Here is a 12,011-nt window from a genome sequence, read left to right on the forward strand (position 1 = left end):
ATCGGGGCGGTCGGCGAGCGCACCGGCACGGCCGGCGACGGTACCGATCCGTCCCGGCGATCCGTCCCGGCGATCGGTCCGGGTCGACCGGTCCGGTCCGACCGGCGATCAGCCCGGCGGCTCCGGCGTGGGCGCGGTCTCGGCCGAGGTACGCCGCTCCAGGATGGTGTCCGGGGCGGCGTTCGGGTCGGCCTCGCGCCGGTCGGAGTCGTCGAGAATGGTTTCGGCCTGGCGGACCGGGTCGTCGCTGCCCGCCGCCTCTTCCTCGGGAAGCAGGTGGCGGGCGCGGGACTCGATCCGCTCGGTCTCGGCGTCGTCGAGCGATGCCAGCGGCGGGCTGACCCAGGAGTCGTCGGTGTCGGTGTTCATGGGTATCGGGTTTACCCACTGGTGGCGGTGGCCACGCCTGCCGGGCCCAGGACCGCCGGCCAGGAGACGGTCAGGACCGCCGATCAGGAGACGATCAGGACCGGAACGGGCCGCGTACCTCGTAGGTGATCCCGCCGGACGACGACCCGGAGGTGCCGCGCTGGGAGGAGAAGTAGAGCCGGGTGCCGTCCGGGGAGAACGCCGGACCGCAGATCTCCGACGACGACTGCCCGCTGATCCGCAGGAACGGGGCGACCCGTTCGTCGGGGGTGATGACGCAGATCTCCATGTTGCCGCCGTCCTCGGCGACGTAGAGGTCGCCGCCGCGCGAGCCGGTGATGTTGTCCACCCCGGTCAGCGGTGGGGTGCCGGAGATTAGCGAGTCGTCGTAGGCCAGGTCGATGCGTTGGTTGACCGCGTCGTACGCCCAGACCCGGTTGTCGCCCTTGGTGGTGAACCAGCAGACGCCGTCGGCGTAGTGGCAGCCTTCGCCGCCGTTGAACCGCTTGGCGCCGGAGACCTGGTTGCGGGTCGCGGTCGGCAGGCCGTCCACGTCGGGGACCCGGGCCCAGCTGACCGGCCCGCTGGTGGCGGTGCCGGCGACCAGGACCTCCAGGGTGCCGGCGGACAGGTTGCCCCAGGTGGTCGGGCGGAAGCGGTAGAAGCAGCCGTTGCTTTCGTCTTCGGTGAGGTAGATGACCTGGCGAACCGGGTCGGCGGCGGCGGCCTCGTGGTTGAACCGGCCCATCGCGTCGCGGCGGACGGCAGTGGTGCCGCCGAGCGGGTACGTCTCGTAGACGAAGCCTCGGCTGACTTCCTCGCAGGACAGCCAGGTTCCCCACGGGGTCGCTCCCCCGGCGCAGTTACGGTTGGTGTTGGCCAGGATCCGGTACGCCGAGACGATGCCGCCGCCGGAGTCGAACCGGATCGCCGAGGCGCCGCCGGTGCGGGAGATCTCGGAGTTGGAGACGTAGACCCAGCCGGAGCCGGCGATGAAGCAGGCGCCGCCGTCCGGGGCGTCGTGCCAGACGTACGAGGTGGTGCCGACCCGTTGCCGCGACCGGGCGACGATCCGGCTGGTGAATCCGCTGGGCAGGGCGATGCCGTTGGCGTCGGGGCTGCCCAGTGGCCCGTACGGGCTGGCTCCGGGTTGGGCCGGGGCAGCGAAGGCACCGGTCCAGAGGCTGCCGGAAAAGGCGGCGGTGCCGGCGCCGACCACGGCGGCGCGCAGCATGGTACGACGGTCCATCTCGACCTCCGTCAACAACGACAATGATCGATAGGCTAGCCACGCTCGGTGACCGGACATATCGACATCGGTTAACGCGAGGCAAGAAGCCACCGAAGTTCATGGTGGCGTCGCGGCGCGAGTCCGGTACAGTGATCGCCGTGACGCGTGTGTATCGATGGTTTATGCGGCCGGCCCTGGTGCCGGTGACGCGGCCTTGATCTGACGTCACCCCCTCCAGAGCCGGCCAAGGGCAGGGCGTCCGCCCCTGCCCTTTCGCATGCCAACGAGCAGCCGGCTCGCGCCTGGGGACGCCGGCCCCCAGGGAGGTCGGCGGAAGGAAGACCATCGTGATCCCGTCCGGACGCGTCACCGACCAACGCATCGACCGGGTCGTCCCGCTGACCACCCCGGCCCTGCTGCACCACGAACTCCCCCTCGACGAACAGCTCTCCGCGCGGGTCCTGGAAGGCCGACGAGCCGTCGCCGGGGTGCTGGACGGCCAGGACGATCGACTGCTGGTCGTGGTCGGTCCCTGCTCGGTGCACGACCCGGCAGCCGCCCTGGAGTACGCGCACCTGCTCGCCGCCGCCGCCGAACGACTCGCCGACGACCTGTTGATCGTGATGCGGGTGTACTTCGAGAAGCCCCGCTCGACCGTCGGCTGGAAGGGCCTGATCAACGACCCGGGCCTGGATGGTTCCGGCGACGTCAACTCGGGCCTGCGGATCGCCCGTTCCCTGCTGCTGGAGGTGTTGCGCACCGGCCTGCCGGTCGGTTGCGAGTTCCTCGACCCGATCACCCCGCAGTACATCGCCGACACGGTCGCCTGGGGAGCGATCGGCGCGCGGACCGTCGAAAGCCAGGTGCACCGGCAACTCTCGTCCGGGCTGTCGATGCCGATCGGGATGAAGAACCGTCCGGACGGCAGCGTGGAGACCGCCGTCGACGCGATCCGCGCCGCTGGCGTACCGCACGTCTTCCCCGGTATCGACATGTCCGGAACCCCGGCGATCCTGCACACCCGGGGCAACGCCGACTGTCATCTGGTGCTCCGAGGTGGCGCGGGCGAACCCAACTACGACGCCGAATCGGTCACTGCCGCGTTGTCCCTGCTGAGCGCCGCACGGTTGCCGCAGCGGCTGGTCATCGACGCCAGTCACGGCAACAGCGGCAAGGACCACCGCCAGCAGCCGGTGGTGGTCGAGGACATCGCCGAGCAGTTGGCGGGTGGGCAGCGCGGCATCGTCGGGGTCATGCTGGAGTCGTTCCTGGTGCCCGGCCGCCAAGACCTCGATCCGACCCGCGACCTGGTGCACGGTCAGTCGATCACCGACGCGTGCCTGGGCTGGGACCAGACGGAGCAGGTGCTGCGGCGGCTGGCCGAAGCGGTCGGTGACCGCCGCTCGGCCCTGGCCACGGCGACGCAGTAGTCCGACGTCGTCGACCGGCGTCCTCGACCGAGTCCGGGGTCCGGGGTCCGGGGTCCGGGGTCCGGCGTCCGGGGTCCGGGGTCCGGCGTCCGGCGTCCGGCCCGCGTCGACCGGCAACGCGTCGACGTTGGCCGGGCCTCGGGCCGGCGCTTCGTGGCGCCGCTACGCGGTCGTCACGGGCCGGCGCGGCCCGGCGCGTCGGTCGGCCGATGCCCCGCCACCCGGGCGGCGATCCAGACGAAGAAGACCGCCAACGCGACCTGGATCGCGTGCCGCAGCCAGTCGATGCCCCGGGTTTCGCCGATCCCGAGCCAGGTGGCGAAGACACCGCCCAGCAGCGCGGCGGCGATCCCGACGCCGATGGTGAGCCACACCGAGATGTTCTGCCGGCCGGGCAGCAGGAGCCGACCCAGCGCGCCGATCACGGCACCGGCGACGAGTGCCCACAAGATGGTCCCGATCATGGTTGCACCTCCTCGGCCGAGCCTAGGTGGGCAGACCTCGGGTGTGTGGCGGGAACGCCGAGGTCGGCAGGGTGAAACGCCGAACCGCCCCCGGCCAAATGGCCGGAGGCGGTTCGGTGGTGTCGGCGCGCAGGTCGCCTCTCGGCGAGTGGCACGACGCGGCTCCAGCCGGACGGTATTCCGCGACGGCGTGTAGGTGAGGCCCGGGGACACTGGACGCGCCGACGATCCAGTCAACCACGACCCCGGCCCGGATGTTCCCGGCGTCGTCGGGTGGGCTGGCTCACCCGTGCGGTCCGGGACCCCGGAGTTTGCTGATCCGGCACCGGGGTAGCAGGCACGGGTGACCGACGACTCCCGTGCCGGGCTCTATGAGCTGCTGGACGACATCTATCTCGGCAAGGAACGTGTGAGCCGGGGCGAGATCGCCCGGCGGGCGGTCGCCGCTGAACTGCCGGCGGACCTGCTCACCAGGATCAACGCCCTACCAGAGGGCGAGTACGCGCAGGACGAGGCCGAGGAAGTCCTGCGCCAGCCGATGGAAGAGAGCTGACCTGAGATGTCCGACCAACCCGAACCCCGGCCCGCGCTCGGCCAGACCCCGCAGGGCGAGGTCCCGCAGGAGGCCGCGGACTCGGACTTCGCCAGCGAGCACGACGACACGGCGGTCTCGGACGACATCATCGAAGGGACCGACCGGGACCGCGAGCCGGAGTCGCCGCGCGGCTGGGCCGGGCTCGAAGAGCCCGGCCTGACGGTGGACTGACCAACGAACGGGCCGGACTGACCAACGAACGGGCCGGACGGGCGGGTCACCGCTCCGCCCGGCGCGCCGCCGAGTACGCCATCTGCAGGAAGTCGGAGGCGGCCACCACGGTGAAGCAGGTGGCCACCAGCCGGGTGGTACGCGGGGCGAGCACCAAGCCGCTGGTCATCGCGGTCGCGATCCAGACGGCCAGGCAGAACGGACAGCTGACCATCTCACCGAAGACGTGCCGGGACCCGCTGCCGTCGTCCCGTACCTCCTCGGCGACCTCGCCGCCACCGATCGGCTCGTGATAGCGGGTGAACGGTGCCCGCAGCGGACTGGTCACCGCGTCCTTGCTGATCACCCGGCTCAACTTGTGGGTGGCGACGCTCAACAGCACGATGTCGCCGACGTCCACCCGTGGCGGTAGTCGCCGGCCGGTGGCCGCCACGACGACGCCCACGGCGCCGACCGCGCTCAGATAGACGGCGAGCGCACGGCTGTACCCGCCGAGCGGTCGCTCCTCCGTCGGCGCGTACGCCCGCAGCAGCCGGCCGCGCTTCTCCCGCCACCGTTCACGCACCCTCATCGCGGATCCTCCCGCTCAGCCGGCGTTCAGGTTGTCGGTCACCGCGTCGACCAGTCCGGTCAGCGCCTCGTCGGCGATCCGGGTCAGTTCCTCGTGCGGCAGGTCGGCGTCGAGCTCCAGCCGCATCATGGCACCACCCGCTTGTACGGCGTACACCTGCACAGTGGCCGCCCACGACGTGCCGGTCGCCCTCCAACGGGCCTGCAGTCGGTCGGCCGACACCTGTTCGCGGCGCGCCTGGTGCAGCGGCGCGGGCATCCAGGCGGTACGCCGGTCCGGATCCGTCGCGGTGCCGAAGGCGACCTCGGGGGGCGCCGACACGCCGCGTTCGGCGCTGGCCGGCACCTCAGCGGCCGTCACGGAGGCGGGCCGGGTCGATCTCCCGGCCCGGGTGGCGGGTCAGGTACTCCGTTTCCAGATCGGCGGTACGCCGGAGGTGGGTGGCGAGCGCCGCGTCCGTTCCGTGCCGCAGCGTGTCCAGTCGGGTCCGGTGCAGACTCGTCATCTCGCGCAGCAGGTCGTCGTCGGTGAGCTCGACCGGGTCGACACCGGGCTCGTCGACGACCGGGGCGACGCCGTAGCCGTCCGTCGGGTCGACACCGGCCGTGTCGGAGCCGGTTCCGCCGAAGCGGCTCGGCTCGGGTCGGGGTTCGAACGGAACGCCAGCGGTCGACGGCGAGTAGTCGCCGTACCGTACTGATTCGGTCATCACGTGCCTCCTGGGGGTTCGACGAGGCCTACACCCTGTAGGGGTTCCCTGCCGGCCACCGGCCAAACACCGGGACCGTACGACCGAGGGCAGCCGGCGGACCGCACGATCGGCACCACCGCACCGGAGTGTCTACGACGGCTCGTCGGAGAGCGCGCCGGGTGGGCGGTAGGCTGTAGGACCATGCGGCAGCTCTGGACCCCGGCGTGGATCCTGCGGCACGTCGGCGCCGTGACGCTGGTCGTCAGCTTCCTCGCCCTGGGCTGGTGGCAGATCAGCAGGGCCGCCGCCGGAAACACCCTGAGCTGGGCCTACGCTGTCGAATGGCCGGTCTTCGCGGCATTCGTGGTCTTCATCTGGGTTCGTGAGATGCGTCAGGCGCTCCGGGGTGCCGGCGGCCGACCCGCCACCGCCACGACCTCGCCGGACGGCGACCCAGCCTCGCCGGACAGCGAAACGACCTCACCAGCGACGAACAGCTCCGGTCCCGAGGGAGGTGGCTCCGTACCCGAGCGGACGGACGACACCGCCGAAAACGGCCGCGTACCTCGACCGGGGATCCGGCGACCGGTCCGCGTCCGGTCCGCCGTCGCCGCCCGAGCGGCGGTCGGCGGACCAGGTACTGACCCGGCGGAACACGACGCGGAGCTGGCGGACTACAACCGCTATCTGGCGTGGCTGAACGCCAACCCGGGAGCCCGGGCCAGTGACTACCCCGGCTGACGCCGGTCGACAGGCCTGCGGCGGGCGAACCGCCCACTGCGGGAGAACCGAAAGGACGGAACCCAGTTGTCTGCCGCACTCACCCGGTACCGCCTGATCGCCTACGTGGTCGGTGTGGTGCTGATCGCGCTGATGGTGGTCGGAATGCCGTTGAAATACCTGTTCGATCAGCCTGTCGTGGTGGAGACCATCGGTCCGGCGCACGGTTTCCTGTACATGATCTATCTGGTGGCGGTCTTCGACCTGGCCAGACGGGCCAACTGGTCACTCGGCCGGATCCTGGCGATCATGCTCGCGGGAACCGTGCCGTTCGTTTCCTTCTACGCCGAACGGGTGGTGCACCGCTGGGTCCAGGCCAGCCGGCCGGAGCCCCGTACGGTCACCACCGGCTGAGCCCACGGACCCACCGTACGAGCGACCCGCCCACCGGGCGGACCCACGGCACCGTCGACGTGGTCGCCCGGCCGACCACGGTGCCGTCGGGGCGGACCGCCGAGCTGGCGGACCGCCCCGACGGACGATGGGTCAGTCGGCGTCACCGCCGACTCGACCCGGGCCACCGGCGCTGAACCGGGCCACGAAGGCCGTCCATGCCGGGGCGGAGAACTCCAGGTGCACGTCCGGATCGGTCGAGTCACGTACCCCGACCATCGGTCCGATCCCGGCTACCTCGACGCACGTGGTCGCCTCGCAACGGCGGCTCTTACGCCACACCGGACCGGCGGTGCTGATCCCAGTCAACCAAACTCCTTAAAAGGGCATTACTGCATAATTGCCATCAGAACCCTCGGCATTTGGGCGGACTGTATCAGCTTCGGATCTTGGCCCGACGGTGGGGAGATCGGTTGCCGGAGCGGAACATTCGGCCCACGATCCGGGCCCGCCGTCCATAGCAGACCGGATCGGCTCGGTGTAGCGTGCAATGAGGTGGCAACCAGCCAGGTGGCACTCTGCTAACAGGTGGCACTCTGCTCAGGAGCGCACTCACCGCCAGGAGCGCACTCACCCTCGGAGCCGGCTCACCCCCCGGAGCGTTCCATGCCTGCCCGACACCAGGGACCGACGATCGGCCGTCGCCGTCTTCGTGCCGCGCTGCGACGGGCCCGCGAAGCCGCGGACCTCACTCAGGATCACGTGGCACGCCAGATGGACTGGTCCCTGTCGAAACTGATCAGGATCGAGTCGGGATCGGTCAGCGTCTCGACCAACGACGTCAAGGCCCTGCTCGACCTGTACGGCGTACGCGACCACCAACAGGTCGCCCAGATGGTCGAACTCGCCCGCGCTGCCCGTCGCCGGGCCTGGTGGAGCGGATACAAGGACCGGGTGCCACCGGCCTACGCGGCGTACATCGGCTTGGAGGCGGACGCCGCCGTGCTGCAGTACTTCCAGCCGATCAGCTTTCCCGGGCTGCTACAGACCGAGGAGTACGCCCGCGCGGTCATCCCGGCCGACGGGCCGCACCACGTGCCGGCCGCCGAGATCGAGAGCCGGGTCCAGATCCGGCTGGCGCGCCAGCACGCGGTGCTGCACGGCGCCGATCCACCGCAGATCGAGGTGATCCTCGACGAGGCGGCCCTGCGACGGGTCACCGGCGGAACCCGAGTGTTGCGCGAGCAGTTGCGGCACGTGGCGACGATGTGCGCGAGAACCGGGATCACCGTACGGGTCCTGCCGTTCACCGCCGGCAGCAACACCGTGCTCGGTCCGTTCGTCATCCTGCGGTTCGCCGACCACGAGGACGGCGACGTGGTCTACGTGGAGAGCGCGCTGGTCGAGGAGATCATCGACCGACCCGCCGACGTCCGCTCTTACCAGCACGTCTTCGACCGGCTGAGGGCCGAGTCGCTCTCCCCCGCCGACTCGGTCGCGCTGCTGCGACGAATCGCCGAGGAGCTCGGCTAGCATCGGGGCCGAGGAGCGCGTCCGAGGTCGGGTCCGTCAGTCGTCCGCCGGTCGGTGCCGATCCGGCACCCACGGCTCGATGGTGACCATCGCATCGTTCGGTCCGGACAGCCGGGACACCTCCCTGGCCCGCATCAGCGCCCGGCTCACCTGGCCGTACTGACGCTCCTCGTCGCTGCTGAACAGCAGCATCATCCCGCCCCGATGCCGGCCCCAGAGTTCGAACGACCGTGGTCGCAGCCGGTCCGCCAGCCAGGCGATCCCGACCGGGATGAAGGCAGCGACCAGCAGCGCGAGGTAGGCGAGGGCACTCACCTGGTCCAGGCCCCGGGTGAAGCCGATCACCACGGCGATCACGGCCAGCACGACGGCGACGACTCCGCCGGCCCGTACGGCCAGCGGGTCCCGGGGCCCCCGGGCGGTCCGCAGGTCAGTGAGGTCTGTGATGGCGAACCGCCGACCGGCCACGACGAACCATCGGGTGGTCACCTCGATACCGGGTTGGCGGTAGAACGCACGGCCGGGCACGTCGGCGCTGGTCGCGGTGACGTCGGCCGCCGTCTCCTCGGGCCACGCCGCGCCGACGAGGCGACCCCGACCGTCGCGGGCCGCGAGTACGCTGTCCCGGCCACCGGAGGTGCGGGGGCGGGGGACGGTGTCCCGCCGGGGGACGGTGTCCTCACGCCGACCGGCTGGCCGGATGAGCGGGGATCCCCGGCGAGGCGGGGTCTGGCGAGTAGCACGCATGGCGGCCTCCGAGGGCTCGAGCGGCGCTGACCTTGGGTCCATTGTGCAAACGGCGAGCTACTCAATGGAAGCATCGCAATCTGCCACCTAGCAGACTGACGGACGGCAGGACGCATCCTGGACGTCGATTCGAGCCTTTGGTAGCGGTTTCTCCTGCTTGACGGCTACCGATCAGCGCGCAGACCGACTAATGCCACATCTCGCCCACGATCCGTGCGGCGGTTCGGAGGACGCCGGAATTCCCCGACCCACCACCTTATTCGAGGCTCCTCAGTGACTCAGAAATGACATGTGGCCACTTTCCGTGACCCTCCCGACGATCGAGCCGCCCGGATGCCAACCATCACATTGGCGGCCCTTTCCGGAGTACATCCTTACCGCTAAATTGGACCCGCTGGTCCGGTCGCCAGTCACCGACCGTGGTGACGCCGGCCCAGTGCCGCCGAATCATCACTCCCCAGTGACGCACAGTAATTCTTTGCACGTACTGGCGTGGTGGCCGGGGACCCAAGGTGCACCTGGGGTGAATCCGCGTCTCGCGGTAGGGCGAACTTCCCGTCCGAATCCGTCAGCTAACCCGGTAGGCGGCAAAGGAAGAGGGGTTCTGCGTTCTTGTCATCAGCGCGGATTCTGCTGCGCGCCGTCATGCTGACCGGAGTCACCATCGGTCTGGTGGTCCCCGCCACGGTGGCGTCCGCCCAGCCCACCGTCAGCGAACTCACGCAGCAGATCAACAAGGAATCCACCGAGCTCGCGAAGGTGGTCGAGTCGTACAACCGACTCAACGAGGAGACCAAGGCGACCCGCGCGGCGATCGAGGAGATCGACACCAAGCTGGGTCCGCTGCGGGCCGAACTGAGCCAGGCCGAGATCGAAGTCGGACAGATCGCGGTAACTGCGTACAAATCTGGCGGAATGAGCACCGCGAGCGCACTGCTCGACGGCACCTCCGACACGTTCGTGCACCGGCTCGACACCCTCGATCACCTGGCCCGGGATCGTCAGCAGCGACTAACCGACTTCACCAGCACCCAGGCGACCTACCTCGCCGAGCAGGAAAAGCTACAGGCGGCGCTGACCAAGCAGGAAGCCCAGGTCACGGAACTCTCCGAACGCAAGAAGGCGATCGAGGAGGACATCGACGAGCTGTACGCCAAGCGGGAACGAGCGTACGGCGCGGCGACCGAGACCGGCTCGTCGTACACCGGCACCGTCCCCTCGATCTCCGGCGCGGCCGGCGTGGCCGTCGAGTTCGCGTACGGAGCGATCGGCAAGCCGTACGTCTGGGCCTCGAGCGGGCCGAACGGCTACGACTGCTCGGGGCTCACCCTCGCCGCGTGGCGCAAGGCCGGCAAGAGCCTGCCGCACAACGCCGCGATGCAGTGGGACGTGGTGGCCAAGATCAACCGTGGCTCGTTGCAGCCCGGGGATCTGGTCTTCTACAACGGGCTCGCCCACGTCGCGCTCTACGTCGGCAACGGCAAGGTCATCCACGCTCCCACCTTCGGCCGCAGCGTCGAGCTGGCCAGCGTGGACATGATGACCCCGTACGGCTACGGCCGGGTGCGCTGAGGTCCTGCCGCCTACCAGGCCTCGGCTGGACACACCCAGGCCTCGGCCGAGCACCACGAGTACCGACGAGAACGTCGGCGGCCGGCGATCCGATGGGATCGCCGGCCGCTGACGTTCGGTCGGTGTGGCTGCCTAGGCGGCCTGCAGGCCCTCGGCCCGAGCCAACTCCCGCAGCCGGCCGAGAGCCTGGATCTCCAGCTGGCGGATCCGTTCCCGGGACAGCGAGAACCGCGACGCCACCTCGGTCAGTGAATGCTCCCGACCGTCTTCCAGGCCGTACCGGGCCCGCATGATGCCGGCGGACCGGTCGTCGAGATGGTTGAGCAAACCTTCGATCCGCTGCCGCTCCAGCCCGGTCAGCACGATGTCCTCCGGCGACGGCGCGTCGCTGTCGGCGACCAGGTCGCCGAGGTTGGTGTCCCCGTCGTCACCGACCGGGGTATCCAACGATACGGTGTCCTGCGACCAGCGAACGAGCTCGTGCACCCGCTCGACCGGTACGCCCAGCGATGCCGCGATCTGCTCGGGCTCGGGATCCGAGCCCAGTTCGCGGGTGAGCTGGCGGGCGACGTTGCGCATCCGGTTGACGTCCTCGACCAGGTGCACCGGCAGTCGGACGGTCCGCTCCTGCTGGGCGATGGCCCGGCTGATCGCCTGCCGGATCCACCAGGTGGCGTACGTCGAGAACTTGTAGCCGCGCTCGTAGTCGAACTTCTCCACCGCCCGGACCAGACCGGTGTTGCCCTCCTGGATCAGGTCCAGCATGGGCATGCCCGACCGTACGTAGCGCCGGGCGATCGACACCACCAGCCGCAGGTTGGCGCGGATGAACAGGTCCTTGGCCCGTTCACCGTCGACGACCAGCCGTTCCAGCTCCTCACGGCTCACGCCCGGCCGCGGCATGCCCTGCTCCAGCAGGTGCTCCGCGTACAGTCCGGCCTCGATCGCCTTGGAGAGGTCAACTTCCCCGGCCGCGTCGAGCAGCGGCGTCCGGGAGATCTCATGCAGGTAGACGCCGACCAGGTCCCGTTCCTCGGCAACCTCGTCGGTCCGCAAAGCCATCGTCTTCTCCACGTTGCCCACGGTCCCCTCGTTTACCCCACTTGCCTTGTCACCTGCGACGCGCATCTCCATCAGCCTCTCCCCCGACACGTCTGCCCTCCGGTCCGGCGTACCGTTGTGGTGGTGCCGCCGTACGGCGCTGACACCTACACAACAGATGAGACGTGCCGGGGATTCCGTCTCGTGAGTTGAAGCTGACATGATTGCCTGAGTAATTGCTGTGAGCGGGATTGACGTTTCCTGCCAGGTGCCGCCCTGGCGCCGTACCGCCAGCTCCGTCGCCGCGCCCGCCAGCTCCGCCGCCGCCTCCGTCGCCCGCGCCGCGAACGGTCGTCGCGCGCCGCGACCAACCGCCGGTGGCCTGCTAGCGGCCGGCGCGTGGTCGGCGGGACACCTGGCTGTCCAGCAGACCATGACCAGCACGGCGTCGCAGCGATTCCCGTCACTGGCCTACCTGCGATC

Annotated in this window: 16 protein-coding genes and 1 riboswitch; of the genes, 7 read left to right on the top strand and 9 right to left on the bottom strand. The window is 70.0% G+C overall.

The window, feature by feature from the left end; translation table 11 throughout:
* Window positions 1-108: 108 nt before the first annotated feature.
* Both O7632_RS25210 and O7632_RS25215 read right to left on the bottom strand, forming a co-directional pair.
* The gene (locus O7632_RS25210; RefSeq protein ID WP_278117773.1) at window positions 109-369 is read right to left on the bottom strand and encodes a hypothetical protein; all 261 of its coding nucleotides are present in this window, start codon (window positions 367-369) and stop codon (window positions 109-111) included.
* A gap of 94 nt (window positions 370-463) precedes the next feature.
* Window positions 464-1,618 (bottom strand): alkaline phosphatase PhoX, encoded by a 1,155-nt coding sequence (locus O7632_RS25215; protein ID WP_278117776.1) that lies wholly within the window; start codon window positions 1,616-1,618, stop codon window positions 464-466.
* A 326-nt stretch (window positions 1,619-1,944) separates the two neighbouring features.
* Here O7632_RS25215 and O7632_RS25220 point away from each other — a divergent pair, with 326 nt between their 5' ends.
* Entirely contained in the window at window positions 1,945-3,030 is a 1,086-nt protein-coding gene (locus O7632_RS25220; protein WP_278120368.1) for a 3-deoxy-7-phosphoheptulonate synthase, read from the top strand.
* Between the two features lie 173 nt (window positions 3,031-3,203).
* Here the strand turns inward: O7632_RS25220 and O7632_RS25225 are convergent, their stop codons facing one another.
* Complete coding sequence (locus O7632_RS25225) at window positions 3,204-3,494, bottom strand: GlsB/YeaQ/YmgE family stress response membrane protein (RefSeq protein WP_278117778.1); 291 nt, start codon at window positions 3,492-3,494, stop codon at window positions 3,204-3,206.
* 343 nt (window positions 3,495-3,837) lie between these two features.
* On the opposite strand from O7632_RS25225, the gene O7632_RS25230 reads away from it, so the two are divergent.
* Together O7632_RS25230 and O7632_RS25235 are read left to right on the top strand one after the other, a co-directional pair.
* A complete protein-coding gene (locus tag O7632_RS25230; protein WP_278117780.1) occupies window positions 3,838-4,047 on the top strand; it encodes a hypothetical protein in 210 nt (69 codons plus the stop codon).
* A gap of 6 nt (window positions 4,048-4,053) precedes the next feature.
* Window positions 4,054-4,260 carry a hypothetical protein gene (locus O7632_RS25235; RefSeq protein ID WP_278117782.1) on the top strand — a complete coding sequence of 69 codons (207 nt, stop codon included), beginning with the start codon at window positions 4,054-4,056 and terminating at the stop codon, window positions 4,258-4,260.
* Between the two features lie 46 nt (window positions 4,261-4,306).
* Here the strand turns inward: O7632_RS25235 and O7632_RS25240 are convergent, their stop codons facing one another.
* The 3 genes from O7632_RS25240 to O7632_RS25250 are packed head-to-tail and all read right to left on the bottom strand — an operon-like array spanning window position 4,307 to window position 5,543.
* Window positions 4,307-4,831: a DUF1360 domain-containing protein gene (locus tag O7632_RS25240; protein WP_278117784.1), complete on the bottom strand. Its 525-nt coding sequence runs from the start codon at window positions 4,829-4,831 to the stop codon at window positions 4,307-4,309.
* A 15-nt stretch (window positions 4,832-4,846) separates the two neighbouring features.
* A complete protein-coding gene (locus tag O7632_RS25245; protein WP_278117786.1) occupies window positions 4,847-5,191 on the bottom strand; it encodes a hypothetical protein in 345 nt (114 codons plus the stop codon).
* Window positions 5,178-5,543, bottom strand: a complete 366-nt coding sequence (locus O7632_RS25250) for a DUF6158 family protein (RefSeq protein WP_278117788.1) — start codon at window positions 5,541-5,543, stop codon at window positions 5,178-5,180. Before O7632_RS25250 ends, O7632_RS25245 begins: the two co-directional genes overlap by 14 nt.
* Window positions 5,544-5,723: 180 nt before the next feature.
* Between O7632_RS25250 and O7632_RS25255 the strand changes: the two genes are divergently transcribed.
* Together O7632_RS25255 and O7632_RS25260 are read left to right on the top strand one after the other, a co-directional pair.
* A complete protein-coding gene (locus O7632_RS25255) occupies window positions 5,724-6,263 on the top strand; it encodes a hypothetical protein (RefSeq protein ID WP_278117790.1) in 540 nt (179 codons plus the stop codon).
* A 66-nt stretch (window positions 6,264-6,329) separates the two neighbouring features.
* Window positions 6,330-6,656, top strand: coding sequence for a DUF3817 domain-containing protein (locus O7632_RS25260; RefSeq protein ID WP_278117792.1), 327 nt, complete (start codon window positions 6,330-6,332; stop codon window positions 6,654-6,656).
* A 132-nt stretch (window positions 6,657-6,788) separates the two neighbouring features.
* Here O7632_RS25260 and O7632_RS25265 read toward each other — a convergent pair whose 3' ends face one another.
* Entirely contained in the window at window positions 6,789-7,004 is a 216-nt protein-coding gene (locus tag O7632_RS25265) for a DUF397 domain-containing protein (RefSeq protein WP_278117794.1), read from the bottom strand.
* 297 nt (window positions 7,005-7,301) lie between these two features.
* Here O7632_RS25265 and O7632_RS25270 point away from each other — a divergent pair, with 297 nt between their 5' ends.
* Window positions 7,302-8,168, top strand: a complete 867-nt coding sequence (locus O7632_RS25270) for a helix-turn-helix transcriptional regulator (protein ID WP_278117796.1) — start codon at window positions 7,302-7,304, stop codon at window positions 8,166-8,168.
* A 36-nt stretch (window positions 8,169-8,204) separates the two neighbouring features.
* Here O7632_RS25270 and O7632_RS25275 read toward each other — a convergent pair whose 3' ends face one another.
* Window positions 8,205-8,915, bottom strand: coding sequence for a DUF6232 family protein (locus O7632_RS25275; protein ID WP_278117798.1), 711 nt, complete (start codon window positions 8,913-8,915; stop codon window positions 8,205-8,207).
* 469 nt (window positions 8,916-9,384) lie between these two features.
* Window positions 9,385-9,517, top strand: a riboswitch (cyclic di-AMP (ydaO/yuaA leader).
* A 43-nt stretch (window positions 9,518-9,560) separates the two neighbouring features.
* Here O7632_RS25275 and O7632_RS25280 point away from each other — a divergent pair.
* Window positions 9,561-10,487, top strand: coding sequence for an NlpC/P60 family protein (locus O7632_RS25280; RefSeq protein WP_278120369.1), 927 nt, complete (start codon window positions 9,561-9,563; stop codon window positions 10,485-10,487).
* A gap of 132 nt (window positions 10,488-10,619) precedes the next feature.
* Here O7632_RS25280 and O7632_RS25285 read toward each other — a convergent pair whose 3' ends face one another.
* The gene (locus O7632_RS25285) at window positions 10,620-11,615 is read right to left on the bottom strand and encodes a sigma-70 family RNA polymerase sigma factor (protein WP_278120371.1); all 996 of its coding nucleotides are present in this window, start codon (window positions 11,613-11,615) and stop codon (window positions 10,620-10,622) included.
* Window positions 11,616-12,011: the final 396 nt, after the last annotated feature.

It is taken from the genome of Solwaraspora sp. WMMD406 (genome assembly GCF_029626025.1).
In the GTDB taxonomy this organism is placed as follows: domain Bacteria; phylum Actinomycetota; class Actinomycetes; order Mycobacteriales; family Micromonosporaceae; genus Micromonospora_E.